Raw genomic sequence first — 26016 nt, 5'->3', positions numbered from 1 at the left:
ATCGCCCCATGACTCTGCGCACCCTGGACTCACTGGGTTCGCTCGAGGGCAAGCGCGTCATCGTCCGTTGTGACCTGAACGTCCCCCTGCGGGACGGGGTCATAACGGACGATGGCCGTGTACGCGCCTCGTTGCCGACCCTCAACGCCCTCATCAACGCCGGCGCCCGCGTCGTCGTGTGCTCGCACCTCGGACGCCCCGACGGCGCGCCCGACCCCCAGTACAGCCTCGAGCCGGTCGCTCAGCGACTGTCCGAGCTGCTCGGCAAGCCGGTCGCCTTCGCGCGTGACACGGTCGGCGAGTCCGCGAAGGATGCCGTGGAGTCGCTCGAGAACGGCGACGTCGTCGTGATCGAGAACTTGCGTTTCAACCCGGGGGAGACCTCGAAGGACGACGCGACCCGTGCTGCGTTCGCGGCCGAGCTGGCGGAGCTGGGCGACGTCCTCGTCTCCGACGGCTTCGGTGTCGTGCACCGCAAGCAGGCGAGCGTCTACGACCTCGCAGAGATCCTGCCCTCGGCCGCCGGTCTGCTGATCGCGACCGAGCTCGACGTGCTCGATCGCCTCACGGAAAACCCCGAGCGCCCGTACGCGGTCGTGCTCGGCGGGTCGAAGGTCAGCGACAAGCTGGGCGTCATCTCGCACCTGCTGCCGCGCGTCGATCGGATCCTCGTCGGTGGCGGCATGCTGTTCACCTTCCTCAAGGCGCAGGGCCACGACGTGGCCTCGAGTCTTCTGGAAGAAGATCAGCTCGACACCGTGCGCGGCTACATCGCCGAGGCCGAGAAGCGCGGCGTGGAGCTCGTGCTCCCGACCGACGTGGTGGTGGCTGCCTCGTTCTCCGCAGACGCGGCGCACGAGATCACGGCCGCCGATGCGATCGAGTCGACGGCGTTCGGTTCGTCGGGCATCGGCCTCGACATCGGTCCCGAGACCGCCGCACGGTTCGCGGAGGTCATCCGTGGATCGAAGACGGTGTTCTGGAACGGCCCGATGGGCGTGTTCGAGTTCCCCGCTTTCGCGAACGGTACGAAGACCGTCGCGCAGGCGTTGACCGAGGTGGACGGGCTCAGCGTGGTCGGTGGGGGAGACTCCGCCGCGGCCGTGCGGCAGCTCGGATTCGCCGATGACCGCTTCGGCCACATCTCGACCGGCGGCGGCGCCAGCCTCGAGTTCCTCGAGGGAAAGAAACTACCCGGCCTGGAGGTGCTCGGATGGGCCTGAACGCCCGTACCCCGCTGATCGCGGGAAACTGGAAGATGAACCTCGACCACCTGCAGGCGGTCGCGTTCGTGCAGAAGCTGCACTGGACGCTGAAGGACGCCAAGCACGAGGATGGCTCCGTGGAGGTGGCGGTCTTCCCGCCCTTCACCGACATCCGCAGCGTGCAGACGCTGATCGACGCCGACAAGATCCCGTTCGCCCTGGGCGCGCAGGACGTCTCGGCGCACGACTCGGGTGCGTACACCGGTGAGATCTCCGGTGCGTTCCTTGCCAAGCTGGATGCGAAGTACGTCATCCTCGGCCACTCGGAGCGTCGTGAGTACCACGCTGAGACCGACGAGGTCGTCGCGGCGAAGGTGCAGGCGACGCTCAAGCACGGTCTCGTGCCGGTGATCTGCGTCGGCGAGACCGCGGAGGACCTCGAGAAGTTCGGGGCCAGCGCCGTTCCGGCCGGTCAGCTCGAGGTCGCGTTGCAGAACGTGCCGGCATCCGCCGACATCGTCGTCGCATATGAGCCCGTCTGGGCCATCGGCTCCGGACAGGCCGCGACGCCGCAGCAGGCGCAGGATGTCTGCGCCGCGCTGCGCGGTGTCATCGCGAAGGTCCTCGGCGACGATGCGGCCGCCCGCACGCGCATCCTCTACGGCGGTTCGGTGAAGTCCGCGAACATCGCGAGCTTCATGCGCGAGCCCGACGTCGATGGTGCACTGGTCGGCGGCGCGAGCCTCGTCGTGGACGAGTTCGCTGCGATCATCCGCTTCGAGAAGCACGTCGGAGTGTGAGTGCAGCGGGGCTTCGGCCCCGCTGCACCGTATACTTGACCGTTACGGGGGCACTCCTGCCCCAGCGAAAGGCTCTTCCTCGTGGCAATTCTCGAGTTCGTCCTGCAGGTCGTGCTGGGCATCACCAGCGTTCTGCTGACCCTTCTCATCCTTCTTCACAAGGGTCGCGGTGGCGGCCTCTCCGACATGTTCGGTGGAGGGATGTCCTCGGCGGTCGGCTCGTCCGGTCTCGCCGAGCGCAACCTGAACCGCTTCACGGTCGTTCTGGCATTGGCCTGGTTCGTGGCGATCGTCGCGCTGGGACTCATCACGAAGTTCGAGGTGATCTGATGGCTACCGGTGGCAACGCCATTCGTGGCACCCGCGTCGGCTCCGGCCCCATGGGCGAGCAGGACCACGGTTACCACGCCGACCGCATCGCGGTCTCGTACTGGGACGGCCTCGGCAACGAGACGGTTCGCTACTTTGCGGCAGGCCTGCCCGAAGAGGAGATTCCCGACACGATCGATCACCCGCAGTCCGGTCTGCCGGCCGGGCGCGATCGTGAGAACCCGCCTGCGCTGGCGAAGACGGAGCCGTACAAGACGCACCTCGCCTACGTGAAGGAGCGTCGCACCGACGAGGAGGCCGTCCAGCTCCTCGACGATGCGCTCACTCAGCTGCGCGAGCGTCGCGGGCAGTAGTTCCGCAGACAGACATCACGAAGCCCCCGCGATCGAATCGCGGGGGCTTCGTCGTCTCTCGCCCCGCGCCGCAGCGTCAGCGGCAACCGGCGGCCGCGGCGATGTAGCTCTCCGGCGGGTAGCCGTAGGCCCAGACGCCGTTCGCATCATCGGAGAATCCCATGCTGATCGCCCAGGCGGTCGCCCACTTCTCGATGCTGTCCTGGGTGGAGGAGTCGTACATGTCCTCGCACTTCACGCTGATCGCGTGGCCGACCTCATGCGCGACGAGCGCCTTGCTCCGATCGGCAGGCCACTGCTCGGCGACCGAGTTCGACAGCAGGATCACGGAGCGGTCGGGCTCGTCCCACCACCAGGTCGTGTAGCCGCCCATGCTCCCGTTGTCGCCCGCGCCGTTCACGATCGGGGCCCAGTCGAACTCGAGCAGCACGCCCGGGGCGAGCGAACGAGCGAACGCCTCGATCTCGAGCCGGGCGCCGAGCAGCGGGCCGGCCTTCTCCGCCATCTCCGCATCCTGAGAGACGACGACCTGGGCGGCGGACGCCTGGAGAGCGGTGAAGCGAGCCACGGCATCCTCGTCGAGCGTCGTGAGCGGAGCGATGTCCTCGGCGGCCGTGCGCATCGAGATGATGTCGAGGTTCTTCGCGGAGAGGTGCGCGGCTTCGAAAGCGGGAACGGCGGCGGCGGCACCGGTGACGATCGTGCTGGCGGCGTCGACCATCGCGGCGTCGGCCTGCTCCACCACGGGGAGCTGCGCGTCGAGGTCGGTCCGGAGCGCGTCGGCGTCGTCGGCCTGCGCATCGAGAAGATCCGCGGTGCCGAACAGCTCCCAGAACCACCCCGGCTTCTCGCCGAGTCGCGGCGGGTCCTGCGCCGTCAGCTCCTGGGCGGTCGCGGTCTCGTCCTTCGCGTCAGCGATCGCCGTGGTGAGATCGTCGAGCGGGATGCCGTCCATCAACACGCCGGTGTCGGCAGCGAGCAGCTGATCGGCGGAGGTGGTGGTCGCGGTCAGCCCGTCGACACCCGAGTCGAGCGCCGTGCGCGCAGAGATCGTGTCGGTGCGGATCGCCTGGTACGAATCGGCCGCATCATCGAACCGGAGATTGGCGCCGATGTGAACCGTCGTGAACGCCCCGACGGCGAGGGCTGCTCCGACGATTCCGAAGACGAGGGCCTTCGGTGCGGAGCGGCGGCGACGGACGACCGCCTCGGTTCCGCCGGAGAACCGGAACGGGAGATGGTGGTGGCCGTTCAGGGGGGCAAGCCCGTTCGGAGGTCGATTCCCGTCGCTCACCGGCATCCCCCTCGTCGTGGCACCACGTGGATATGCCCTCGAGTCTAGGAGATGCCGCGGACGACGAAGGCCCTCGTCTCGCGACGAGGGCCTTCGTGATATGGAGGGGCTGACGGGAATCGAACCCGCATCATTAGTTTGGAAGACTAAGGCTTTACCACTAAGCTACAGCCCCGGAAAACGAGCCCGGAAGCTCGGTTGCCGACTCATCGACTATACCGGACTCTGAGGCATGCTCCTGTCCGTTAGACTCGGTGGGGCTGAATCTGCGTGCGGATTCCCCGGGGCGTAGCTCAGTTTGGTAGAGCGCCCGCTTTGGGAGCGGGAGGTCGCAGGTTCAACTCCTGTCGCCCCGACACGGCCCCCAAGGCTCACGGCCGCGGTGCACCGCGGAAATCACAAGGAGACACACAAGCATGGCGAACAGCACCGTCGAGAAGCTGACCCCGACCCGGGTCAAGCTCACCATCACGGTCACCCCGGACGACCTCAAGCCGAGCATCGCTCACGCCTACGAGCACATCGCTCAGGACGTCCAGATCCCCGGCTTCCGCAAGGGCAAGGTCCCTGCTCCCATCATCGACCAGCGCGTCGGACGCGGTGCCGTCATCGAGCACGCGGTCAACGAGGGTCTCGACAAGTTCTTCCGCGAGGCGAGCGCCGAGCACAAGCTGCGCATCGTCGGTCGTCCGTCGGCCGACATCACCCAGTGGCCGAGCGAGAAGGACTTCTCCGGCGACCTGCTCGTCGACGTCGAGGTCGACGTGCGCCCCGAGATCGAGCTCCCCTCCTACGAGGGCATCACCCTCACGGTCGACGCCGTCGAGGCGGATGACGCCGCTCTCGATGCCGAGCTCGAGAACATGCGCGCGCGCTTCGGCACGCTGGTCCCGGTGGACCGCCCCGCAGCGAAGGGCGACTTCGTCGAGCTCGACCTGGTCGCCACCATCGACGGCGCCGAGATCGACCGCGCCGAGGGCGTGTCCTACGAGGTCGGTTCGGGCGAGCTGCTCGAGGGCATCGACGACGCGATCGAGTCGCTCACCGCCGGTGAGGACACCACCTTCCGTTCGGCTCTCGTGGGCGGCGACCACGCCGGTTCCGAGGCAGAGGTCGCCGTGACCGTCAAGGCCGTCAAGGAGCGCGAGCTCCCCGAGGCCGACGACGACTTCGCGCAGATCGCGAGCGAGTTCGACACGATCGCCGAGCTGCGTGCCAGCCTCGCCGAGCGCGTGTCGCAGCAGGGCGTCTTCACCCAAGGGTCGGCCGCGCGCGACAAGCTCGTCGAGACGCTGCTCGAGCAGATCGAGATCCCGGTTCCGCCGCAGCTCATCGAGGATGAGGTGCACAACCACCTCGAGGGCGAGAACCGCCTCGAGGACGACGTCCACCGTGCCGAGGTCACCGAGGCGAGCGAGAAGCAGTTCCGCACGCAGGTGCTGCTCGACACGATCGCCGAGCAGGCCGACGTGCAGGTCTCGCAGGAGGAGCTCAGCCAGTACCTCGTGCAGTCCGCTGCGCAGTACGGCATGGCCCCGCAGGAGTTCGTCGAGGCTCTGCAGTCGTCGAACCAGCTCCCCGCCCTCGTCGGAGAGGTCGCGCGCAACAAGGCGCTGGCCGTCGCCCTGGGCAAGGTCAAGGTCGTCGACACCAACGGCAAGCCGGTCGATCTGTCGGACTTCATCGTGACCGATGACGAGGCAGAGGCAGCGGAGGCCGAGGAGGCCCCCGCCGAGAAGAAGGCTCCGGCGAAGAAGGCTCCGGCGAAGAAGGCTCCCGCCAAGAAGGCGGCCGACGCCGACGCCGACGAGAAGCCGGCTGCGAAGAAGCCCGCCGCCAAGAAGGCTCCGGCCAAGAAGGCGGCCGACAAGGCCGAGTGATCTCACGATCACGATGAAAGGGGCGGATGCTGCGGCATCCGCCCCTTTCTCATCAGCGAAGGAGTAACCGATGGATGACTGGGACACGCGGATCGATGCCGTGTGGGCGGACGACGCCCTGACCGATGCGGAGCGGATCGTGCGCATCGACGCCCTCGCGGCGGAGCGGAGCGACGACGATGCCCGTGCTCTGTTCGAGCGGGCGGGGGCCCGTGACTCCGCCGGTATCGAGGCGGAGGCCGAGGTGCTCTACCGACGTGCTCTCGCCGAAGGTCTCGATGAGGAGCATCGGCCCCAGGCCGTCATCCAGCTCGCGAGTACGCTGCGGAACCTCGGGCACACCGACGAGGCGCTGGACATGCTCCGGGCGGAGCGGGAGCGAGGCGGCGCGTTCGGCGATGCGGCGTCGGCCTTCTACGCCCTCGCACTGGTGTCGAGCGGCGATCCCGTGCGCGGCGCCGCCATCGCGCTGGAGGCGCTCGCGCCGCACCTGCCGCGGTACACGCGCTCGGTCACCGGATATGCCCGCGAACTGGTCGATCCGCCACGCTGATATGCCGACGGCGAACAACGGCCTGGAGGCTGCGCGGTCGCCGGTAGATTCGAAGCACGAACACGGAAACAGGAGCTGAAATGGCTGCAGAACCCCTTGTCGCGACGAGCGTCTTCGACAGGCTGCTGAAGGATCGCATCATCTGGCTGGGCTCAGAGGTGCGTGACCAGAACGCCAACGAGATCTGCGCGAAGATCCTTCTTCTCGCCGCAGAGGACTCGGAAAAGGACATCTACCTCTACATCAACTCGCCCGGTGGCTCGATCACCGCGGGAATGGCGATCTACGACACGATGCAGTTCGTGCCGAACGACATCGTCACCGTCGGCATCGGCATGGCCGCTTCCATGGGACAGCTGCTGCTCACCAGCGGCACCAAGGGCAAGCGCTACATCACCCCGAACGCACGCGTGCTGCTGCACCAGCCGCACGGCGGCTTCGGCGGAACCTCGAGCGACATCCAGACCCAGGCGCAGCTCATCCTCTCGATGAAGAAGCGCCTCGCCGAGATCACCGCCGGCCAGACGGGCAAGTCCGTCGAGCAGATCAACGCCGATGGCGACCGCGACCGCTGGTTCACGGCGGAGGAGGCGCTCGAGTACGGCTTCGTCGACCACATCCGCGAGCACGCCAGCGACGTCACCGGTGGCGGCGGCACGGCCGACGACGCCGCGTAATCCGGATTCGAAAGGACACCATGTACACGCCCACTTTCCAATCCGCAGGCAACCTGCCCTCCAGCCGCTACGTGCTCCCGCAGTTCGAGGAGCGCACGGCCTACGGCTTCAAGCGCCAGGACCCGTACAACAAGCTGTTCGAAGATCGCGTGATCTTCCTCGGCGTGCAGGTCGACGACGCATCCGCCGATGACGTGATGGCGCAGCTCCTCGTTCTCGAGAGCCAGGACTCCGAGCGCGACATCACGATGTACATCAACTCGCCCGGTGGCTCGTTCACCGCGATGACGGCGATCTACGACACGATGCAGTACGTAGCCCCGCAGATCCAGACCGTCGTCCTGGGCCAGGCGGCTTCCGCGGCATCCGTGCTGCTCGCAGCCGGCGCGCCGGGCAAGCGTCTCGCGCTTCCGAACGCTCGCGTTCTGATCCACCAGCCCGCGATGGGCGAGGCGGGTCAGGGGCAGGCATCCGACATCGAGATCCAGGCGGCGGAGATCCTCCGCATGCGCACCTGGCTCGAAGAGACCATGGCGAAGCACACCGGCAAGCCGGTCGAGCAGATCAACCGCGACATCGATCGCGACAACATCCTCTCGGCCGAGCAGGCTCGGGAGTACGGGATCGTCGATCAGGTGCTCACCTCGCGCAAGCGCGCCTGAGTCACTCTCTTCGAAGGGGTGTCGGTCATCTGACCGACACCCCTTCGTCGTACCCGGCAGATGTGCGGACGGATGCCTCTCGCTGCTCATATGAGCATGAGCGTGCACCAACGCGGGAAGCGTCGTACGCTGGATCACGGAAGGAGGATGCCGTGGAAGACGAACTGCTCATGGTCCGGGTCGCCGAGCTGTACTACGACGAGGACAAGACGCAAGACGAGATCGGCGGACTCCTCAAGATCTCGCGCTGGAAGGTCGGCCGTCTGCTGACCCAGGCGCGCGAGCGTGGCATCGTTCGCATCGAGATCATCCACCCGCGCGCCCGGCGTCTCGGCCTCGAGCGGGAACTCGTCGAGCGCTTCGGATTGAGCGACGCGGTCGTGGTGCCCGCCCCCGAGGGCGATGACGGCACGCTGGAACGCGTCGCCCAAGCCGCGGCAGACTTCCTGACTGCGCTCCGTCCCGTTCCCCGCACGCTCGGAGTGAGCTGGGGGCGCACTCTCCGCGCGGTGGCCGAAGCTCTTCCCGACGGGTGGGCGAACGGCGTCACCGTCGTCCAGCTCAACGGGGGAGTGAGCCTGAACCGCCGCTCGGGCGGTGCCGCGGGGCTCGCGGTCACGATCGCGCAGCGCGCGAACGGGCAGGTGTCGCTGCTGCCGAGCCCCGCGATCCTCGAGCGCGTCGAGACCAAGCAGGCGATCGAGTCCGATCGCACCGTCGCCGGCATCCTCGAGGAGGCCGCCGACGCGCAGGCCTTCCTGTTCACGGCCGGTCCGTGCGACGCCTCGTCGGCGCACGTCGAGAACGGCTACCTCAGCGCCGAGGACGTCGATGAACTCGCCCGACGCGGAGCCGTCGGAGACGTGCTCGGCCGCTACGTCGATGCCGAAGGCAACATCGTCGACGCGCAGCTCGACGCCCGTACGGTCGGCGTGAGCCTCGACCGCCTGCGCGGAGCGAAGAAGGCGATCTTCGTCACCGCCGGCCCCGCGAAGCATGACATCGCCCGCACCGTCGTCACCAGCGGCCTGTGCGGGGTACTGGTGACAGATGAGACCACAGCACGAGCATTGTTGGAGGAACGATGACGACCAATGAACTGACCCGCAGAACGGCGGTGGACGTGCTCGGCGGAGATCCCGACGACGCGACGCTCCGCCGCTTCCTGCACGGCCTCCCCGGCGTCGACGCCGTCGGCCTCGAGCAGCGCGCCGCGGGCCTGGGCACGCGATCGATCAAGACGACGTCGAAGGCCTGGGCTCTCGACACCATCATCAAGCTGATCGACCTCACCACTCTCGAGGGGGCCGACACCCCCGGCAAGGTGCGTTCTCTGGTCGCCAAGGCCAAGAACCCGGATGCTGCGGACCCCACGACCCCGAAGGTCGCAGCGGTGTGCGTCTACGGCGACATGGTCGGAGATGCGGTGACCGCACTCGGTGCCCTGCACGGCGATCCCGACGAGGGGCTGATCTCGGTCGCTGCCGTCGCGACGGCGTTCCCGAGCGGCCGTTCGTCGCTCGAGATCAAGCTCGCCGACACGGCCGAGGCCGTCGCCGCCGGAGCCGACGAGATCGACATGGTCATCGACCGGGGAGCATTCCTCTCCGGGCGCTACGGGCTCGTGTTCGACCAGATCGCGCGCGTGAAGAAAGCCTGCCGCCGCGAGGACGGCAGCTACGCCTCGCTCAAGGTCATCCTCGAGACCGGTGAGCTGAACACGTACGACAACATCAAGCGGGCGTCGTGGCTCGGCATCCTCGCCGGAGGCGACTTCATCAAAACCTCGACCGGAAAAGTGCAGCCGGCGGCGACTCTCCCGACGACGCTGCTCATGCTCGAGACGGTGCGCGATTGGCACCGCGCGACCGGCGAGAAGATCGGTGTGAAGCCGGCCGGCGGCATCCGCTCCTCGAAGGACGCGATCAAGTATCTCGTCACCGTCGCCGAGACCGTGGGGGAGGAGTGGCTCCAGCCGCACCTGTTCCGCTTCGGCGCCTCGAGCCTCCTCAACGACGTGCTGCTGCAGCGTCAGAAGCTCACCACCGGCCACTACTCCGGCCCCGACTACGTCACGATCGACTGACTGGGATACGCAAAATGTCATTTCTGGAATACGCCCCCGCGCCGGAATCCACGGCGCTGCTGAACCTCAAGGACAGCTACGGCCTCTTCATCGACGGTGAGTTCGTCGATGGATCCGGCAACAGCTTCACCACCATCTCGCCCGCGACCGAGAAGCGCATCGCCGAGATCGCGACCGCGAGCGATGACGACGTCGACCGCGCCGTCGCCGCTGCACGCCGTGCCTACGAGAAGACGTGGTCGCGGATGAGTGGTCGCGACCGCGGCAAGTATCTCTTCCGCATCGCCCGCCTCGTGCAGGAGCGCGCCCGCGAGCTCGCCGTGGCCGAGAGCCTCGACAACGGCAAGCCGATCAAGGAGAGCCGCGACGTCGACGTCCCGCTGGTCGCCGCCTGGTTCTTCTACTACGCCGGATGGGCCGACAAGCTCGATCACGCCGGCCTCGGTGCGAACCCGCGTGCGCTCGGCGTGGCCGGTCAGGTCATCCCGTGGAACTTCCCGCTGCTGATGCTCGCGTGGAAGCTCGCCCCTGCCCTTGCGGCCGGGAACACGGTCGTGCTGAAGCCCGCCGAGACGACGCCGCTCACCGCGCTGATCTTCGCGGAGATCCTGCAGCAGGCGGATCTGCCCGCCGGTGTCGTCAACATCATCACCGGTGCCGGGTCCACGGGCGCGGCCCTCGTGCGCCACCCCGACGTCGACAAGGTCGCCTTCACCGGTTCGACCGGCGTCGGCCGCGACATCGCGAAGGCGGTGGCCGGCACGAACAAGAAGCTCACGCTCGAGCTCGGCGGCAAGGCTGCGAACATCGTGTTCGACGACGCGCCGATCGACCAGGCGGTCGAGGGGATCGTCAACGGCATCTTCTTCAACCAGGGGCACGTGTGCTGCGCCGGGAGCCGCCTGCTCGTGCAGGAGTCGATCCACGACGAGGTCATCGACCGGCTCAAGACGCGCCTGTCGACGCTGCGTCTGGGTGACCCGCTCGACAAGAACACCGACATCGGCGCCATCAACTCCGCAGCCCAGCTGGCACGCATCCGCGAGCTCAGCGACATCGGCGAGGCGGAGGGCGCCGAGCGCTGGACCGCGGACTGCGCGATCCCGGAGAAGGGCTTCTGGTTCGCCCCGACGATCTTCACCGGCGTCGAGGCCTCGCACCGCATCGCGCGTGACGAGGTGTTCGGCCCGGTGCTCTCGGTGCTGACCTTCCGCACGCCGGCCGAGGCGATCGCCAAGGCCAACAACACCCCCTACGGCCTCTCCGCGGGCATCTGGTCGGACAAGGGATCGCGCATCCTCGCCGTCGCCGATCGCCTGCGCGCGGGAGTGGTGTGGGCGAACACGTTCAACCGTTTCGATCCGTCGAGCCCGTTCGGCGGATACAAGGAGTCCGGTTACGGCCGCGAGGGCGGCCGCCAGGGTCTCACCGCCTACCTGAAGGGATCGGCAGCATGAGCAAGCGACTGACCGTGCCGAAGACGTACAAGCTGGCCATCGGCGGCGCCTTCCCGCGCAGCGAGTCGGGACGCACCTACGAGGTCGTCTCGCCCAAGGGAGCCTTCCTCGCGAACGCGGCGCAGGGTTCGCGCAAGGACGCCAGGGATGCCGTCGTCGCGGCGCGTTCCGCGGTGAAGGGCTGGTCGGGCGCCACCGCGTACAACCGCGGCCAGGTGCTCTACCGCGTCGCCGAGGTGCTCGAGGGACGTCGCGCGCAGTTCATCGATGAGATCGTCGCCCAGGAAGGGCTGTCGGCATCGGCCGCAGCCTCGCAGGTCGACGAGGCGATCGACCTCTGGGTCTGGTACGCGGGATGGTGCGACAAGTACGCGCAGGTCGCCGGCAACGCGAACCCCGTGGCGGGTCCGTACTTCAACATCACCGTTCCCGAGCCGACGGGTGTCGTCGCGATCGTCGCACCGCAGGACTCGGCACTGCTCGGTCTCGTCTCGGTCGTGGCACCGGCGCTCGTCGCGGGCAACACGGTCGTCGTGATCGCGAGTGAACGGCATCCGCTCTCTGCCATCAGCCTCGCCGAGGTGCTCGCGACCAGCGACGTGCCCGGGGGCGTGGTGAACGTGCTCACCGGCTCGCCGGCCGAGATCGCGCCGTGGCTCGCCTCGCATCAGGACGTGAACGCGCTCGACCTCGCGGGTGCCGGTGCGCTGGAGTGGGTCGACCTGCAGATCGCGGCCGCCGAGACGCTCAAGCGCGTGATCGCACCGGGTGAGGTCGTCGCCTCGCCCGAGCGCATCGCGGCGTTCACCGAGGTCAAGACCGTGTGGCACACCAAGAGCATGATCTGACCTGATTGTTCTTCGAGGGGCCGGTTCGCAGGATGCTGCGGGCCGGCCCTTCGTCGTGTTCGAGGGCCTGTGGATAACTCGAACGCGGTTCCGGCGTTCTGTCCTATTCTTCTCCGGACGTATGCGACGGTAAGGTGCGCGGGGATGGACACATGGTCGGTGGATGTGGTCGGGGTGCGCGATCTGCTCCGCCTCGTCGATCAGGATGCTGTGGAGACCGATACCGAGGGTGAGGGACTCTCGAGTGCGGTCGACGAGGCGGTCGCAGAGCTGGACGGCGCGGGGCGTGTTCGCGCCGCTCGACTGCTCACGGGCTTCTTCGACGTGCGCGTGCAGATCCCGGAGAACCTCCTCGCCTACATCTCCGACGCGAGTGGGGCGCTCAGCGCTGCGACCGCCACGATCGACGATGGTGACGCGACGATGGCGCTGGATGCCCGAGCGGCGGAGATGGCGTCGTTCTGGAATCTCGACGATGCCGTGAGCCGGATCGGAGGGAAGGGATGACGTTCTCGGATTACGCCTGGGGCATCGAGGAGGTGCCGGACGCCGTCGTGCTGCGCGAGGCCTGCGATCGGATCGACGCGCGCGCGGCGGGAGTTCTCGCTGCCATGACCGGCGTGAAGCGTCTCTGGGGCAATGTCGACCTCGTCTTCTCGGTGAGCGGAGCGGAGACGGTGAATCAGGCCATGGCCGGGCCGGAGCTGTCGACCGCTCTCTTCGCGGCGAACATCGGTCGTGGGTGCACCGCGCTGGGCTATCTCGCCGATGAGTACGAGGCGCTGAGCCGTCGGCGGAAGGCGCTGGTCGAACGCGTTGCAGCGATGCGAAAGCGGCTCGCTGACGCAGAAGAGAGTTCGGCCACGTCACAGGTCTCGTCGGAGTTCGGGATGGTCGCGGAGTCCGATCTGCTCGCAGCCCAATCGGCCGCGGATGACCTTCTCGCCGATATCGCGAAGTTCCATCGCGATCTCGACGATGCCGAAGACGCGTTCGAGACCGACCTGAGCCGTGTCGCGGTCGACGACGTCATCCCCGCTCTCGACGGCACACCGTTCACGGCGCGAGTGTCGCAATGGTCACCGGCAGGCGAGCCCGGATCGGCGACCGACGTGCTGGAGCGCCTGCTCGCGGACTCCGTGACCGAACGGTTGGACTGGATGCTCTCGGTCTCGGCCGCGGAGGCGAGACAGTGGCTCGACGACAACCCGGACTTCTGGAACAACGTCGAGATGGTCGATCCGGATCAGATCGCGCAGTGGTGGGCAGATCTGGCATCGCGGTCGAAGGGCGTACCGGGAGCGTGGGAATCCGGACCGGTTGCGGCGCTCACGGTGGCCGTGCCCGCGTTGATCGGTTCGCTCAACGGCGTGCCGGCCCTCGACCGTGTCACGGCCAACCGCACGGCTGCGCCGGACTGGATCACCGCCGCACGGGAAGATCTGCAAGACCCGGACCTGGATGCGGCGAAGCGCGCATTCCTCCTCAACGAGATCGCCTATCTGGAACACTCGATCGCGGGGGACGTTCAGCTGTACCTCTACGACCGGGATGCCTCGCGGGTCGTCGAGATGGTCGGTACGCCCTCGGCGGACACGACCGACGTCGTCACGTACTCGCCCGGAACCTTCACGAGCATGAACGACTTCTACCAGGGAGGAGTGCAGCAGATCGCCGACTACCTCACGGAGGGTGCGCCCGGAACCGTTGTGTTCGTCGTCAAGGAGGGGGAGTTCCCGGGCGAGAACCTCGACAGAGGTGGGATGAACATGCTGCGCATCGGCGAAGACAATGATCCCGACCGCGCCACTGTCGCGGGGACGGAGCTCGCGGCGTTCGAGGCGGGGATGCGTACCGATCCTTCGTTCGCGACCGCCGAGCAGATCGGTATCGGGCACAGCTGGGGTCTGACCCACATCACCGCCTCGGAAATTGCGGGCACGGAATACGACCAGGTGATCTCCCTCGCCGGCGCAGGTGTGCCCGAGGAATGGCGGGCGAACCCCGACACCGAGTACACCGATCTCTCCTACCGCGACCTGCTCCAGAGGGCTCAAGAGGGCGGCGCCGTGTGGGAGGGGCGCTATCCACGTGTGATTCCCGCGTTCGATCATGGTGACTTCTATCGCGGACCCGATGATGCGGTGCTTGACGATGGGAAGTTCACGACGAACGACCTGCAGGTGTTGGGCGAGAACCACAACCTGATCTCGCAGAACGTGGACGACAACCGGCAGTTGCTGAAAGACCTCACGAAGTTGGTGGAGCGATGAGGAGCCTTGAAAGGAACATGCGTGTACTCGCAGTCGCGGGGTTCGCTGCAGTGCTCCTGAGCGCTTGCGGTCCGATCGACGATGCAAACGTAAAGAACGACGAGAAGGGGACGACGCCAGTGGCAGTTTCAGAGGTGTCGTTGGAACAGGCGAAGGCGCAAGCGCAGACGATGGAGCTGGAGATCGCGGGTTTGGTGCCTTCGGAGTCGGTGTTGTCGGTGGACCAGATGCCGAAGGGCACACTCTTTTCCTGTAGTGACGTCGAGTGGACATGGTATGGGGCGACGACGGTGACCGTCGTCGAGGGGACGGATATCGAGGCGATCGTCCGGTCGATCCAGGCTCACTACGAGGGAAGCCGCTTCGATCTGCGGACGCGACGGGATATCGCGGATCATTTCGAGGTGCAGTTGATGTCTCCGGATACGGCCGAGAACTACCTTGTCGGTGAGGGGTTCGTGTCGACGGAAATTCGGATCGATTCAGGATCTGCGTGTTTCACCTTGCCGGAAGGCACGTGGACCCGTGGGTCGTTCTGATGTCACGAGCACGATCCGGTCGAGTGTTGGAGTCTTTATCGGTGCCGTGCTCTTGACGGGGTGCGTCGGCGCGCTCGCGGGAACGCCCACAGATGGAGCGTCGTCATCAGCCGGGGCGCCATCGACGGTGGTGTCTAAGGTGTCGTTGGACGAGGCGAAGGAGACGGCGCAGGCGATGGAGCTGGAGATCGCCGGTCTGGTTCCCTCAGAAGTGGTGGTGTCGGTGGATCAGATGCCGAAGGGAACGCTGTTCTCTTGCAGCGAGACGGAATGGCGATGGAAGGGGGCGACGACGGTCACAGTCCGGAAGGGGACTGACATCGAGGCGATCGTTCGGGCGGTTCAGGTCCACTATGAGGGGAGTCGCTTCGATCTGGGGACGCGGCAGGACATCGTGGATCACTTCGAGGTGCAGCTCACGTCGCCGGACACAGCGGAGAATTACATCGTCTCCGAGGGCTTTGGACCTGACGAGATTCGCATCGCGTCAGGCTCGGTTTGCTTCACCCTTCCTGAGGGAACCTGGACACGCGGTGCGTTCTGACGTCTGGATGCAAGCATCGTCGGCGATCTGGAACTCCGGTTGTTGTCGCCCGAGACGGCAGAGAACTTCCAGAGGACACGTGCCCGGCCGTGAGTTCTGACGTCGTCTGACACGGCCCCTGTCCCAATGCGTCCCGGTGTCCGATGCAGAGGTTAGGCTCGAAGCACGATCTCTGGATCCCCCATAGGAGGACGCGCATGGCCCGTATCGGTGAAAGCGCTGACCTGTTCAAGTGCTCGTTCTGCGGAAAGAGCCAGAAGCAGGTGCAGCAGCTCATCGCTGGCCCCGGTGTGTACATCTGCGACGAGTGCGTCGAGCTGTGCAACGAGATCATCGAGGAGCGGATGGCCGAGTCCTCCGCCGAGGGAGTGACGGACTTCGATCTGCCCAAGCCCCGCGAGATCTTCTCCTTCCTCGAGGAGTACGTCGTCGGCCAGGAGCCCGCCAAGAAGGCGCTCGCCGTCGCCGTCTACAACCACTACAAGCGCACCCGCGCGCACAGCACGCTGCAGCCGGCGGAGCAGAAGGCCGACGAGGTCGAGATCGCGAAGAGCAACATCATGCTCATCGGGCCGACCGGGTGCGGCAAGACCTATCTCGCCCAGACGCTCGCCAAGCGGCTCAACGTGCCGTTCGCCGTCGCCGATGCGACCGCGTTGACCGAGGCCGGCTACGTCGGTGAAGACGTCGAGAACATCCTCCTCAAGCTCATCCAGGCGGCGGACTACGACGTCAAGCGCGCCGAGCAGGGCATCATCTACATCGACGAGATCGACAAGGTGGCCCGCAAGGCCGAGAACCCGTCGATCACACGCGACGTCTCGGGCGAGGGCGTGCAGCAGGCGCTGCTCAAGATCCTCGAGGGCACGGTCGCCTCGGTGCCGCCTCAGGGTGGACGCAAGCATCCTCACCAGGAGTTCCTGCAGATCGACACCACGAACGTCCTGTTCATCGTCGCCGGAGCGTTCGCGGGTCTCGAAGACATCGTCTCCGCGCGCGTCGGCAAGCACGGCATCGGCTTCGGCGCCCCGCTGCACGACAAGGGCAAGGACCTCGATCTCTTCAGTGAGGTGCTGCCCGACGACCTGCACAAGTTCGGTCTGATCCCCGAGTTCATCGGCCGTCTGCCCGTGATCGCCTCGGTGTCTCCGCTCGACCAGGATGCCCTGATCGACATCCTCACCGGCCCGCGCAACGCGCTCGTGAAGCAGTACCAGCGCATGTTCGAGCTCGACGGCGTGCAGCTCGAATTCGAAGACGACGCGCTCCGCTCGATCGCCGACCTCGCCGTCGAGCGCAAGACCGGCGCTCGGGGCCTGCGCGCGATCCTCGAAGACGTGCTCGGTCCGATCATGTTCGAGATCCCCTCGGCCGAAGACGTCGCCAAGGTGATCGTGACCCGCGCCGCCGTCGAAGAAGGCGCGCCGCCCACCATCGTGATGGAGCGCAAGCGCAAGAGCGCGTGACCTCGGAGCGGGCGTCGTCGCCCGAACCCTGGGAGACCCGCCGGTCCGAAACCATCGTCTCCGATCGGTGGATCTCGGTGCGTGCCGATGACTGCGTCGATGCCCGAGGACGGACGATCGCGCCGTACTACGTTCTCGAATACGGCGATTGGGTGTCCGTGCTCGCCATCGACACCGCCGGCGACGCCGTCATCGTCGAGGAGTATCGTCACGGGGCCGGCATCGTCGCGTGGGGCACGATCGGCGGTGGCGTAGCCGAGGGCGAAGACGTGGCCGTCGCAGCCGCCCGCGAACTCCGAGAGGAGACCGGATACGAGGCGGCGTCGATGATCGCGCTCGGTGCGACGTGGGCGAACTTCGGCAACCACACGAACCGCGTCCATCATTTCGTGGCGCTCGGCTGTCAACCGACGTCCGAGCAGTCGCTCGACGAGAACGAGGACATCAGAGTCCATGTGGTTCCGTTCGAGGGCCTCGCCGAGCACCTGCATCAGAGCTATCACCAGCTCACTTGGTACAAGGCGGAGGAGTTCCTCCGGACGACGGGACCTCAGGCGACCGGCAGGATGAGGTCGGTGCGCAGCTCTTCGGGATCCTCGGTCGGGTCGGAGACGTAGACCTCGATCCAGATCCCCCGGTGGTGCAGGCCCTTCGCGCCGGCTTTCTCGGCGAGACCCATCCACGCCCGCCCGAGACCGTCGTATGAGCCGATGTGCGTCGTCGCGGCGGCGGCGCCGGATGGAAGGGTGGACGCCTGCACCGACGCGCCGCTCGCGGTGATCAGTGGATCCGTCGGCGCCGTGGCGACGGGGAAGCCGAGCTCCAGGTCGAAGACGCCCATCGGGTCCCCGTAGTAGATCGCCACGGCGGGCCCCGCCGGCACGAGCGTGCCGTCGTGGAAGTAGGCGGCGATCGCCCCGTACCCGGTGTCGAAGGCGTCGCGCAGGTCAGCGATGCGGATGCCCTCGTGCCGGATCACCGCCAGAGGAGCGGGATCGAGGGTGAGGCGCTCCATCGCGCCGAACGGACTGTCAGGAAAGGCGGTCATGCCCACATCGTCGGGGCTTCCCGCGGAAACCGCAAGAGGCCCCTCCGCCGGTGGGCGGAGGGGCCTCTCACGATGACTGCAGGGCGTCAGTCCTCGAACGGGCGGGCGATGACCTCACCCGTTGCCGACTGCAGGACCTCCCAGCCGGCGTCGAGCTCGGCGATCGCACGCCCCTCGAGCCAGGTGAGTGTCCAGTGACCGGTGACTCCGCGCGACTCGACCTCGGCGATCGCGGGACGCAGAGCCGCGGGAACCGATGCGGGAGCCTCGGAACCGGTCGCCCAACGCGTGCCCAGCTGCATCAGGAAGCCTCGGTCGGTGCGAGCTCGATGGCGGTGACGGCGAAGGCATCCGCCTCCACGAACTCCAGCTCAGCGATCCGGCCCACGGCCCGCAGGTCGTCGGCGGCGGCTTCGAGAGCGACGAGCTTCGCGGCATGCGCGGCGATCACCGCACGTGACACCGGAGTCTTCTGCGACGCCTTGGCCTCGGTCTTCGCGCGGCGGATACCGATCAGCGCCTCGCTCGCGGCCGACAATACGGCGGTGTCGCCCTCGATGCCGAGAGCCTCGGGCCAGGCTGCGGTGTGCACCGAGCCCTCCTCGAACCACGACCACGCCTCTTCGGTCGCGAACGACAGCACGGGCGCGAGCAGCCGCAGCAGGGTCGACAGGGCGAGGCGCAGCGCGAGGGCGGCGGATGCCTGTCCCACGTCGTTCTGGTTGTAGGCACGTTCCTTCACCAGCTCGAGGTAGTCATCGCAGAACGTCCAGAAGAACGCCTCGGTGATTTCGAGCGCACGGGCCTGGTCGTAGTTCTCGAACGCGGCGGTGGCCTCGGCGATCACTCCGTCGAGCGCGCTGAGCATCGAGGCGTCGAGGGCGTGCGTGACCTGAGCGCCTTCGGGCACCGGGAACGACAGCACGAACTTCGCCGCGTTCAGCACCTTGATCGCGAGACGACGACCGATCTTCACCTGCGTCGGGCTCTGCGGGTCGAAGGCGGCATCGGCGCCGAGGCGGCTCGATGCGGACCAGTAGCGCACGGCATCCGATCCGTGCGTCTCGAGGATGTCGGCGGGCGTGACCACATTGCCCTTGGACTTCGACATCTTCTTGCGGTCGGGGTCGACGATGAAACCGCTGATCGCGGCGTTGCGCCACGGCGAGCGGCCGTCTTCGAGCACGGATCGCAGCATGGTGGAGAAGAGCCAGGTGCGGATGATGTCCTGGCCCTGCGGGCGCAGATCGAACGGGGCCGTGAGATTCCACAGCTCCTCGTCGCGCTGCCAGCCGCCGGCGAGCTGCGGGGTGAGCGACGAGGTCGCCCAGGTGTCGAAGATGTCGGCCTCGGCGTCGAAGCCCCCCGCGACGCCGCGCTGGTCCTCGGTGTAACCGTCGGGCACGTCGGTGGTCGGGTCGATCGGAAGCGACGCGGCATCCGGCACGATCACGCGCTCGTAGTCGCGCTCGCCGTTCTCGTCGAGTCCGTACCAGAGCGGGATCGGCACGCCGAAGAAGCGCTGACGCGAAACGAGCCAGTCGCCCGTGAGTCCGCCGACCCAGTTCTCGTAGCGCACGCGCATGAAGTCCGGGTACCAGTTCAGCTCAGTGCCGTGCGAGAGCAGCTGCTCGCGCAGGTCGCCGTCGCGGGCGCCGTTGCGGATGTACCACTGGCGCGTCGACACGATCTCGAGCGGGCGGTCGCCCTTCTCGAAGAACTTCACCGCGTGGCTGAACGGCTTGCCGACCGCGGTCATGTCGCCGGTCTCCTGCAGCTTCTCGACGATCGCCTTGCGGGCGCTGAAGACCGTCTTGCCGGCGACTTCCTCGGCGTACCAGGCGCGGGCCTCGGCGTCGGCGACGGTCGAGGGTGCCTCCGGCAGGAAGCGACCGTCCAGGCCGATCGTGGTCATGTTCGGCAGCGACTCGCCGGCGGCGGTGCGCAGTTCGCGCCACCAGATGATGTCGGTCACGTCGCCGAAGGTGCAGACCATCGCGGCTCCCGTGCCCTTGTCGGGCTGAGCGAGGTGGTGACCGTGGATTTCGATCTCGGCGCCGAAGAAGGGCGTGCGCACCTTCGTGCCGATCAGGTGCTTGTGCGGGCCCTCGGGGTGCGTCACGATCGCGATGCATGCGGGGAGCAGTTCCGGGCGGGTGGTGTCGATGGCGATCGACCCCGATCCGTCCGCGAAGGGGAACTCGATCGTGTGATAGGCGGCCTGCTGCTCGCGGTCCTCGAGCTCGGCCTGCGCGATCGCGGATCGGAAGTCGATGTCCCAGAGCGTCGGCGCGAGGGCCTGATACGCCTCACCGCGCTCGATGTTGCGGAGGAAGGCGAGCTGGCTCTGGCGGATCGTGTCGTCCGAGATCGTGCGGTACGTCTGCGTCCAGTCCACGCTCAGGCCGAGCTGGCGGAACAGCGCCTCGAACTGCTTCTCGTCCTCGAGGGTGAGGCGTTCGCACAGCTCGATGAAGTTGCGGCGGCTGATCGGCAGCTGGTCGGCGGCGCGGCTGGACTTGTTGTCGCCACCCTCGAACGGGGGAGTGAAGTCGGGGGTGTACGGCAGCGACGGGTCGCAGCGCACTCCGTAGTAGTTCTGCACGCGACGCTCGGTCGGGAGGCCATTGTCGTCCCAGCCCATCGGGTAGAACACGGTCTTGCCGCGCATGCGCTCGAAGCGCGCCTTGACGTCGGTGTGCGTGTAGGAGAACACGTGACCGATGTGCAGGCTGCCGGATGCCGTCGGCGGCGGGGTGTCGATCGAGTACACGCCGTCGCGGCCGGACTGCGCCGCCCGCAGGCGGTCGAACAGGTAGGTGCCCTGCTCCGCCCAGGCGGCATCCCACTTCGCTTCGAGACCTTCGAGTGCGGGCTTGTCGGGAATCTGGTTCTGCGCGATTTCGGAAGCAGGCATGAAGGGTCTCCTCGAGCGATGTATGCGGCACTGTGTGAGCGTGCCTGAGTGTGGGTGTGCCCACCAGTCTAGCGAGGGCACACGCGAGCGGATGCCGTCGCAAATCGACCCAGTCCAAGAATCAGTCCTAGACTGATCTCACCCCCATCTTTCGTTCTGAGGAATCGTCATGCCCGCAGCATCCGTGCGCCGTCTTCTCCCCGCCGCGGCGATCGTCGCCGTGACCGCCCTGGCGCTCAGCGCCTGCGCCACCCCCGGTGGGCAGGACGGTGACGGCGAGGTGGTGTGGTCGATCGAGGGTGCGAACCTCTCCGCCGGTCACATGGACCCGCAGGTCAGCCAGCTCGACGTGTCGGGCACGGTGCAGCGCGCGGTGCTCGACTCGCTCGTCTTCCAGGAGGAGGACGGCACGTTCTCCCCGTGGCTCGCGACCGACTGGACCGTGTCGGACGACAGCACGGAGTACACCTTCACGCTGCGCGACGACGTCACCTTCACCGACGGCGAGCCCTTCGACGCGGCGGCGGTCAAGGCGAACTTCGACCGCATCGTCGACCCGGAGACCGCATCCGCGCAGGCGGCGAGCATGCTCGGCGCCGACTTCTACGCGGGTACCGAGGTCGTCGACGACCACACGGTGACGGTGAGCTTCACCCAGCCCTACGCTCCCTTCCTGCAAGCGGCCAGCACGCCCCAGCTCGGGTTCTACTCGCCGGCCGTCCTCGCCGACTCCGCCGACCAGCTCAAGGCTGGTGGCCCCGGGATCACGGTCGGCACCGGGCCGTTCGAGCTCACCGAGTACACGCCCGACCAGGAGCTCGTGTACACGCGCAACGACGACTACGCCTGGGGTCCGCACGGCGAGGGGGCCCCGAAGTTCGAGACGCTGCGGGTCGAGATCCAGCCCGAGGCATCCGTCCGTGCGGGCGTCGTGACCAGCGGCGAGGCCGACCTCGCGAGCAACATCCCGCCGAACCTCGCCGGAGACCTCGGCGACGGTGTGAGCGTCGACTCCGTCGAGTACCCGGGCCTCCCGTACTCGCTCTACCTCAACGAGAAGTACGGCGTGTTCGCCGATGAGAAGGTGCGCCAGGCGTTCGCCCGCGGCATCGACATCGACCCCGCGGTCGAGGAGATCTTCTTCGGCCAGTTCCCCCGCGCCTGGAGCGTGTTGAGCTCGACGACGCCGGGTTACGACGCCGCCATCGAGGGCACCTGGGCGTTCGACCCCGACGAGGCGAACCGCCTTCTCGACGAAGCCGGCTGGACCGAGCGCGACACCGACGGCATCCGCATGAAGGACGGCGCGCGTCTCTCCGCACGCTGGATCGCCTGGACGCCGGTGCCCGACGACCGCGCGGCCCTCGCGAACGCGATCCAGTCCGACCTGAAGAAGATCGGCTTCGAGATCGAGCGCGAGGTGCTCGAGCCGGGCGCCTACAACGAGCAGTACGGACCGAAGACGTTCGACCTCACCGACTGGGGCTTCTCGGGTGTCGACCCCGACTTCCTGCGCGCGCACCTGCACACCGACGGATTCCAGAACGCCTCGCAGGTCACCGATCCCGAGGTCGACGGGCTGCTCGAGCAGGCCGTGGCCACCAGCGACCAGGACCAGCGCAATGCGATCTACACCCAGCTGCAGGAATGGAACGCGACCTACACGGCGATCGTGCCGCTCTACAGCCCGTCAGCGATCACCGCGGTCGGCGAGCGCATCGACGGACTCTCGTACGACCTCTACGGTCGGCCGCTGTTCTACGATGTGACGGTCGGCTGACCCGGGTCGACGCACGGCGGTGAGAGGAGAGCGGTGAAGGCTGCGCTCGCGAAGATCGCCGGTCTCGTCGCATCCGTGGTGGTCGTGCTGTGGGGCGCCGCGACGGTGGCGTTCCTGGCCTTCCGCGTGATCCCCGGCGATCCGGTGTCGGTGATGCTCGGCCCCCAGGCGCAGGTCAGCGAAGCGGTGAAGGACGGCATTCGAGAAGACCTCGGTCTGAACCGTCCACCGTTCGAGCAGTACGTCGACTATCTCGGCCGGCTGGTGCGCGGGGACCTGGGGGAGTCGTATCAGTTGCGGATGCCGGTGGCGGAGGTCATCGGTCGGCAGCTCGGGGCGACCCTGCAGCTCTCGGCGCTCGCATTGCTCATCGCCGTCGTGCTCGCCCTCTCCGTCGCGCTGCTCGTGCGCGGCGAGACAGCGCGTGCGGTCGCGACGGGTGTCGAGCTGGTCGTGCTCTCGTCGCCGGTGTTCTGGATCGGGCTGGTGCTGTTGAGCGTGTTCGCGTTCGGGCTCGGTTGGTTCCCCGTGTCGGGCGCGCGCAACCCCGCCACCATCGTGCTTCCGGCGATCACGCTCGCCCTGCCCGTCGCGGCACTGCTCGGGCAGGTGCTGCGCGACGGCCTCGTGCAGGCCGAGCGGATGCCGTTCGCCGAGACCGTGCGCGCTCGGGGTGCGAGTGCGGGGTGGTTCACTCTCCGGCACGGTCTGCGCCACGGGGCAGCGGGAGCCGTGACGCTGACCGCCTACCTCACCGGATCGGTGCTCGGCGGGGCGGTGCTGGTCGAGACCGTCTTCGCGCGGCCGGGACTCGGACGGGTGACGCTCGCCGCGATCAGCGACCGCGACCTCCCCGTGATCTCGGGCATCATCCTGCTCAGTGCGCTCGTGTTCGTGATCGTGAACGTCATGGTGGAGCTGGTGCATCCGCTCATCGACCCGCGCGTGCGCGCGGTCGACCGTGGGGCGAGCCGATGAGCCGCGCGCAGCGGGGGCTGCTGTGGGCGGCCGTCGGGGTGCTGTGCCTCATCGCGTTCGCCGCCGCCTTTCCCGGAGTCCTCGCGACGCACGACCCCGTGCTCACCGATGTGCGGGGAGCATTGCTCCCGCCGAGTGCCGACCACCTCTTCGGCACGGACCAGAGCGGCCGCGACGTGTACTCCCGGGTCGTGTTCGGCGCCGCGCGTTCGGTCGGTATCGGGCTGCTCGCCACGGCGATCGCGCTGGTGGCCGGGCTCGCCATCGGAGCGGTCGCCGGTCTCGCACCCCGTTGGGTCGACGTGTCGCTGATGCGGGTGAACGACGTGCTCATGGCATTCCCCGAGTTCCTGGTCGCGCTCGTCGTGATCGCCGTGCTCGGGCCGGGGCCGGTGAACGTCGCGATCGCCGTGACGCTCGCCGCCGGGCCCGTGTACATCCGACTCGCCCGCGTGCAGACGCGCACCCTCCGCGTCGCCGAGCACGTGGAGGCCGCCCGCATCCTCGGCGTGCCGCGTCTGGTGGCGTTCTGGCGGCATGTCCTCCCCGGCGTGCTCGGATCGCTGAGCGTGCTGGCGACGATCGGCATCGGGTCGAGCATCCTCGCCGCCTCCGGACTCAGCTTCCTCGGACTCGGGCCGGCGGAGCCGACACCGGAGTGGGGCCTCATGCTCGCGGGCGGTCGGAACGTGCTCGGCCAGGCCTGGTGGATCTCGGTGTTCCCCGGTATCGCCATCACCGTCACGGTGGTCGCGGCGACGATCGTCGGTCGCGTGCTGCGGGCGCGGGCGGAGGGGAGCGGGCGATGAGCGAGAACAGAGTGCCGGTCATCGAGGTGGAGAGCCTGCGCATCACGATCGACGGTGCCGCCGTCGTGGACGGGGTGTCGCTCACCGTGGCACCCGGCGAGTGCGTCGCGATCGTGGGCGAGTCGGGAGCGGGGAAGTCTCTCACCGCCCGGGCGCTCCTCGGGCTCGCTCCCCGCCGAGCCGCCGTCACCGCCGACGCGATGCGCGTCGGCGGCACGGACGTGCGCGGCCTCGACGAGCGCGGCTGGCGAAGCGTGCGCGGGGCGCGCGTCGCCCTGGTGGCGCAGGACGCCCTCGTGGCCCTCGACCCGCTGCAGCGCATCGGATCGGAGATCGCGGAGCCTCTGCGCCTGCACGCGCGGGCGGGCGGCGCCCTGCGGGATCGGGTGCTCGCGCTGCTGCGCCGGGTCTGGATGCCGGACCCCGAGCGTCGCGTGCGCCAGTATCCGCACGAACTCTCGGGCGGTCTGCGCCAGCGAGCGCTCATCGCCTCGGCGCTCGCCGCCGGGCCCGCCGCACTCATCGCCGATGAGCCGACCACGGCGCTCGACGCCACCGTGCAGGCCAAGATCCTCGGTCTGCTGAGGGAGATCGCGGATGCCGGTACCGCCGTTCTCTTCATCAGCCACGACTTCGCCGCCGTGCGCCTGCTCGCGGACCGGGTGCTGGTGATGCGCGACGGAGAGATCGTGGAGGAGGGCGCCGTCGCCGAGGTGCTCGAGGATCCGCAGCATCCGTACACCCGGCAACTCATCGCCGCGACCCTGCACGAGCCCCGTGAGGCGGGCGATGCCGGCGGTGAAACGGTCGCCTCGGTCGAGCGGGTCTCGGTGGCGTTCGCGGGGGTTCCAGCCGTCGTCGATGCCTCGTTCGACGTGCGCCAGGGAACGACACTCGGGATCGTCGGGGAATCCGGATCGGGCAAGACTACGCTCGCACGGGTGCTGTTGGGGGTGCAGGCGCCGGATACCGGGAGCATCCGCTGGAACGGGACGCACCGGGTGCAGTTCGTTCACCAGAATCCGCTCGGCGCCTTCGATCCGCGCTGGAGCGTCGGCCGTTCCCTGCACGAGGCGCTCGCGGCGGGCGGCGTGCCGCGTGCCGAACGTCGGGAGCGCGTCTCGGCCCTTCTCGGTGAAGTCGATCTCGATCCGTCCTTGGCCCGGCGTCGCCCGTCGGAGCTCTCCGGCGGGCAGAGGCAGCGCGCGGCGATCGCCCGCGCGCTCGCGGCGAATCCCGACGTGCTCGTGCTCGACGAGCCGGTCTCGGCGCTCGATCCCTCGGTGCGGGAGCGCGTGCTGCGTCTGCTCCACCGGCTGCAGCGCGAAAGGCGGTTGACGATGGTCTTCGTCTCCCACGACCTCGACGTCGTGGCAGCGGTCGCCGACGACGTCCTCGTGATGCAGGGCGGCCGGATCGTGGAGCAGGGGGCGGTCGCCGAGGTGTTCGCGGCTCCGCAGCATCCGTTCACCCGGGAGCTGCTCGCGGCGAGCGGCGTGCGCCGACCCTGATCGGGT

26 protein-coding genes and 2 tRNA genes are annotated in these 26016 nt (G+C 67.9%); 23 read left to right on the top strand and 5 right to left on the bottom strand.

The genetic code is table 11. From position 1 onward, the window contains the following. Positions 1 to 8 precede the first annotated feature (8 nt). The 4 genes from KV396_RS16485 (at position 9) to KV396_RS16470 (ending at position 2688) form a co-directional block, all read left to right on the top strand. The gene (locus KV396_RS16485; protein WP_247622130.1) at positions 9 to 1223 is read left to right on the top strand and encodes a phosphoglycerate kinase; all 1215 of its coding nucleotides are present in this window, start codon (positions 9 to 11) and stop codon (positions 1221 to 1223) included. After that, a complete protein-coding gene (tpiA, locus tag KV396_RS16480; RefSeq protein ID WP_247622131.1) occupies positions 1214 to 2005 on the top strand; it encodes a triose-phosphate isomerase in 792 nt (263 codons plus the stop codon). The genes KV396_RS16485 and tpiA overlap by 10 nt, the downstream gene beginning before the upstream one ends. An 81-nt stretch (positions 2006 to 2086) precedes the next feature. Then, positions 2087 to 2335 carry a preprotein translocase subunit SecG gene (secG, locus tag KV396_RS16475; protein ID WP_247622132.1) on the top strand — a complete coding sequence of 83 codons (249 nt, stop codon included), beginning with the start codon at positions 2087 to 2089 and terminating at the stop codon, positions 2333 to 2335. After that, entirely contained in the window at positions 2335 to 2688 is a 354-nt protein-coding gene (locus KV396_RS16470; protein WP_247622133.1) for an RNA polymerase-binding protein RbpA, read from the top strand. Before secG ends, KV396_RS16470 begins: the two co-directional genes overlap by 1 nt. A gap of 76 nt (positions 2689 to 2764) precedes the next feature. On the opposite strand, the gene KV396_RS16465 is transcribed toward KV396_RS16470, so the two are convergent. Then, positions 2765 to 3982, bottom strand: a complete 1218-nt coding sequence (locus tag KV396_RS16465) for a hypothetical protein (protein WP_247956389.1) — start codon at positions 3980 to 3982, stop codon at positions 2765 to 2767. A 101-nt stretch (positions 3983 to 4083) separates the two neighbouring features. Next, positions 4084 to 4157: transfer RNA gene (locus tag KV396_RS16460), tRNA-Gly, on the bottom strand. Positions 4158 to 4264: 107 nt separating this feature from the next. On the opposite strand from KV396_RS16460, the gene KV396_RS16455 reads away from it, so the two are divergent. The 15 genes from KV396_RS16455 to KV396_RS16385 all read left to right on the top strand — a co-directional run bounded on the left by KV396_RS16455 (position 4265) and on the right by KV396_RS16385 (position 17584). Further along, positions 4265 to 4338 (top strand) — tRNA-Pro (locus KV396_RS16455). A 60-nt stretch (positions 4339 to 4398) separates the two neighbouring features. Continuing rightward, positions 4399 to 5862 (top strand): trigger factor, encoded by a 1464-nt coding sequence (gene tig, locus KV396_RS16450; protein WP_247622135.1) that lies wholly within the window; start codon positions 4399 to 4401, stop codon positions 5860 to 5862. A 70-nt stretch (positions 5863 to 5932) separates the two neighbouring features. Then, a complete protein-coding gene (locus tag KV396_RS16445; protein ID WP_247956388.1) occupies positions 5933 to 6415 on the top strand; it encodes a tetratricopeptide repeat protein in 483 nt (160 codons plus the stop codon). Between the two features lie 80 nt (positions 6416 to 6495). Continuing rightward, positions 6496 to 7092, top strand: a complete 597-nt coding sequence (locus tag KV396_RS16440) for an ATP-dependent Clp protease proteolytic subunit (protein ID WP_247622137.1) — start codon at positions 6496 to 6498, stop codon at positions 7090 to 7092. 20 nt (positions 7093 to 7112) lie between these two features. Continuing rightward, complete coding sequence (locus KV396_RS16435; protein WP_247622138.1) at positions 7113 to 7754, top strand: ATP-dependent Clp protease proteolytic subunit; 642 nt, start codon at positions 7113 to 7115, stop codon at positions 7752 to 7754. A 152-nt stretch (positions 7755 to 7906) separates the two neighbouring features. Continuing rightward, positions 7907 to 8842 (top strand): sugar-binding transcriptional regulator, encoded by a 936-nt coding sequence (locus KV396_RS16430; protein WP_247956387.1) that lies wholly within the window; start codon positions 7907 to 7909, stop codon positions 8840 to 8842. Further along, complete coding sequence (gene deoC / locus KV396_RS16425; RefSeq protein ID WP_247956386.1) at positions 8839 to 9840, top strand: deoxyribose-phosphate aldolase; 1002 nt, start codon at positions 8839 to 8841, stop codon at positions 9838 to 9840. The genes KV396_RS16430 and deoC overlap by 4 nt, the downstream gene beginning before the upstream one ends. A 14-nt stretch (positions 9841 to 9854) precedes the next feature. Beyond that, positions 9855 to 11297, top strand: coding sequence for an aldehyde dehydrogenase family protein (locus tag KV396_RS16420; protein ID WP_247956385.1), 1443 nt, complete (start codon positions 9855 to 9857; stop codon positions 11295 to 11297). Beyond that, entirely contained in the window at positions 11294 to 12145 is an 852-nt protein-coding gene (locus tag KV396_RS16415; RefSeq protein WP_247631986.1) for an aldehyde dehydrogenase family protein, read from the top strand. Before KV396_RS16420 ends, KV396_RS16415 begins: the two co-directional genes overlap by 4 nt. 144 nt (positions 12146 to 12289) lie before the next feature. After that, the gene (locus tag KV396_RS16410) at positions 12290 to 12652 is read left to right on the top strand and encodes a hypothetical protein (RefSeq protein WP_247956384.1); all 363 of its coding nucleotides are present in this window, start codon (positions 12290 to 12292) and stop codon (positions 12650 to 12652) included. Continuing rightward, positions 12649 to 14418: a DivIVA domain-containing protein gene (locus tag KV396_RS16405; RefSeq protein ID WP_247956383.1), complete on the top strand. Its 1770-nt coding sequence runs from the start codon at positions 12649 to 12651 to the stop codon at positions 14416 to 14418. Before KV396_RS16410 ends, KV396_RS16405 begins: the two co-directional genes overlap by 4 nt. A 17-nt stretch (positions 14419 to 14435) precedes the next feature. Further along, positions 14436 to 14957 (top strand): hypothetical protein, encoded by a 522-nt coding sequence (locus KV396_RS16400; RefSeq protein WP_247956382.1) that lies wholly within the window; start codon positions 14436 to 14438, stop codon positions 14955 to 14957. Between the two features lie 145 nt (positions 14958 to 15102). Next, positions 15103 to 15501, top strand: coding sequence for a hypothetical protein (locus tag KV396_RS16395; RefSeq protein ID WP_247956381.1), 399 nt, complete (start codon positions 15103 to 15105; stop codon positions 15499 to 15501). A gap of 197 nt (positions 15502 to 15698) precedes the next feature. Further along, on the top strand, positions 15699 to 16967 hold the full coding sequence (gene clpX / locus KV396_RS16390; RefSeq protein WP_247956380.1) for an ATP-dependent Clp protease ATP-binding subunit ClpX: 1269 nt from the start codon (positions 15699 to 15701) through the stop codon (positions 16965 to 16967). Further along, a complete protein-coding gene (locus KV396_RS16385; RefSeq protein WP_247956379.1) occupies positions 16964 to 17584 on the top strand; it encodes an NUDIX hydrolase in 621 nt (206 codons plus the stop codon). The genes clpX and KV396_RS16385 overlap by 4 nt, the downstream gene beginning before the upstream one ends. Here KV396_RS16385 and KV396_RS16380 read toward each other — a convergent pair. From KV396_RS16380 to valS, 3 genes are all read right to left on the bottom strand, one after another. After that, positions 17518 to 18015, bottom strand: a complete 498-nt coding sequence (locus KV396_RS16380) for a GyrI-like domain-containing protein (RefSeq protein ID WP_247956378.1) — start codon at positions 18013 to 18015, stop codon at positions 17518 to 17520. The two genes, KV396_RS16385 and KV396_RS16380, sit on opposite strands and share 67 nt — an antisense overlap. 86 nt (positions 18016 to 18101) lie before the next feature. Continuing rightward, positions 18102 to 18317 (bottom strand): hypothetical protein, encoded by a 216-nt coding sequence (locus KV396_RS16375; RefSeq protein ID WP_247622146.1) that lies wholly within the window; start codon positions 18315 to 18317, stop codon positions 18102 to 18104. Next, on the bottom strand, positions 18317 to 20932 hold the full coding sequence (valS, locus tag KV396_RS16370) for a valine--tRNA ligase (RefSeq protein WP_247956377.1): 2616 nt from the start codon (positions 20930 to 20932) through the stop codon (positions 18317 to 18319). Before valS ends, KV396_RS16375 begins: the two co-directional genes overlap by 1 nt. A gap of 169 nt (positions 20933 to 21101) precedes the next feature. Between valS and KV396_RS16365 the strand changes: the two genes are divergently transcribed. Genes KV396_RS16365 through KV396_RS16350 form a run of 4 tightly spaced genes read left to right on the top strand, consistent with a single transcriptional unit; the run spans position 21102 to position 26010 of the window. Continuing rightward, entirely contained in the window at positions 21102 to 22712 is a 1611-nt protein-coding gene (locus KV396_RS16365; protein ID WP_247956376.1) for an ABC transporter substrate-binding protein, read from the top strand. A gap of 33 nt (positions 22713 to 22745) precedes the next feature. Next, positions 22746 to 23690 (top strand): ABC transporter permease, encoded by a 945-nt coding sequence (locus KV396_RS16360; protein WP_247956375.1) that lies wholly within the window; start codon positions 22746 to 22748, stop codon positions 23688 to 23690. Then, the gene (locus KV396_RS16355) at positions 23687 to 24499 is read left to right on the top strand and encodes an ABC transporter permease (RefSeq protein WP_247956374.1); all 813 of its coding nucleotides are present in this window, start codon (positions 23687 to 23689) and stop codon (positions 24497 to 24499) included. Before KV396_RS16360 ends, KV396_RS16355 begins: the two co-directional genes overlap by 4 nt. Next, complete coding sequence (locus KV396_RS16350; RefSeq protein WP_247956373.1) at positions 24496 to 26010, top strand: ATP-binding cassette domain-containing protein; 1515 nt, start codon at positions 24496 to 24498, stop codon at positions 26008 to 26010. The genes KV396_RS16355 and KV396_RS16350 overlap by 4 nt, the downstream gene beginning before the upstream one ends. Positions 26011 to 26016 lie beyond the last annotated feature (6 nt).

Origin of the sequence: Microbacterium galbinum (assembly GCF_023101185.1) — a bacterium.
GTDB classification, from domain to species: Bacteria; Actinomycetota; Actinomycetes; order Actinomycetales; family Microbacteriaceae; genus Microbacterium; species Microbacterium galbinum.
The sequence above is the reverse complement of the archived record's forward strand: the minus strand, read 5'-3'. Positions and strand labels throughout refer to the sequence as shown.

What these genes read in the sequence shown, in the direction of transcription:
- KV396_RS16485 (WP_247622130.1), top strand. Translation starts at nt 9, where the DNA reads ATGACTCTGCGCACCCTGGACTCACTGGGTTCGCTCGAGGGCAAGCGC.
- tpiA (WP_247622131.1), top strand. Translation starts at nt 1,214, where the DNA reads ATGGGCCTGAACGCCCGTACCCCGCTGATCGCGGGAAACTGGAAGATG.
- KV396_RS16470 (WP_247622133.1), top strand. Translation starts at nt 2,335, where the DNA reads ATGGCTACCGGTGGCAACGCCATTCGTGGCACCCGCGTCGGCTCCGGC.
- tig (WP_247622135.1), top strand. Translation starts at nt 4,399, where the DNA reads ATGGCGAACAGCACCGTCGAGAAGCTGACCCCGACCCGGGTCAAGCTC.
- KV396_RS16445 (WP_247956388.1), top strand. Translation starts at nt 5,933, where the DNA reads ATGGATGACTGGGACACGCGGATCGATGCCGTGTGGGCGGACGACGCC.
- KV396_RS16440 (WP_247622137.1), top strand. Translation starts at nt 6,496, where the DNA reads ATGGCTGCAGAACCCCTTGTCGCGACGAGCGTCTTCGACAGGCTGCTG.
- KV396_RS16435 (WP_247622138.1), top strand. Translation starts at nt 7,113, where the DNA reads ATGTACACGCCCACTTTCCAATCCGCAGGCAACCTGCCCTCCAGCCGC.
- deoC (WP_247956386.1), top strand. Translation starts at nt 8,839, where the DNA reads ATGACGACCAATGAACTGACCCGCAGAACGGCGGTGGACGTGCTCGGC.
- KV396_RS16420 (WP_247956385.1), top strand. Translation starts at nt 9,855, where the DNA reads ATGTCATTTCTGGAATACGCCCCCGCGCCGGAATCCACGGCGCTGCTG.
- KV396_RS16415 (WP_247631986.1), top strand. Translation starts at nt 11,294, where the DNA reads ATGAGCAAGCGACTGACCGTGCCGAAGACGTACAAGCTGGCCATCGGC.
- KV396_RS16410 (WP_247956384.1), top strand. Translation starts at nt 12,290, where the DNA reads ATGGACACATGGTCGGTGGATGTGGTCGGGGTGCGCGATCTGCTCCGC.
- KV396_RS16405 (WP_247956383.1), top strand. Translation starts at nt 12,649, where the DNA reads ATGACGTTCTCGGATTACGCCTGGGGCATCGAGGAGGTGCCGGACGCC.
- KV396_RS16400 (WP_247956382.1), top strand. Translation starts at nt 14,436, where the DNA reads ATGCGTGTACTCGCAGTCGCGGGGTTCGCTGCAGTGCTCCTGAGCGCT.
- clpX (WP_247956380.1), top strand. Translation starts at nt 15,699, where the DNA reads ATGGCCCGTATCGGTGAAAGCGCTGACCTGTTCAAGTGCTCGTTCTGC.
- KV396_RS16380 (WP_247956378.1), bottom strand. Translation starts at nt 18,015, where the DNA reads ATGACCGCCTTTCCTGACAGTCCGTTCGGCGCGATGGAGCGCCTCACC.
- KV396_RS16375 (WP_247622146.1), bottom strand. Translation starts at nt 18,317, where the DNA reads ATGCAGCTGGGCACGCGTTGGGCGACCGGTTCCGAGGCTCCCGCATCG.
- valS (WP_247956377.1), bottom strand. Translation starts at nt 20,932, where the DNA reads ATGCCTGCTTCCGAAATCGCGCAGAACCAGATTCCCGACAAGCCCGCA.
- KV396_RS16365 (WP_247956376.1), top strand. Translation starts at nt 21,102, where the DNA reads ATGCCCGCAGCATCCGTGCGCCGTCTTCTCCCCGCCGCGGCGATCGTC.
- KV396_RS16355 (WP_247956374.1), top strand. Translation starts at nt 23,687, where the DNA reads ATGAGCCGCGCGCAGCGGGGGCTGCTGTGGGCGGCCGTCGGGGTGCTG.
- KV396_RS16350 (WP_247956373.1), top strand. Translation starts at nt 24,496, where the DNA reads ATGAGCGAGAACAGAGTGCCGGTCATCGAGGTGGAGAGCCTGCGCATC.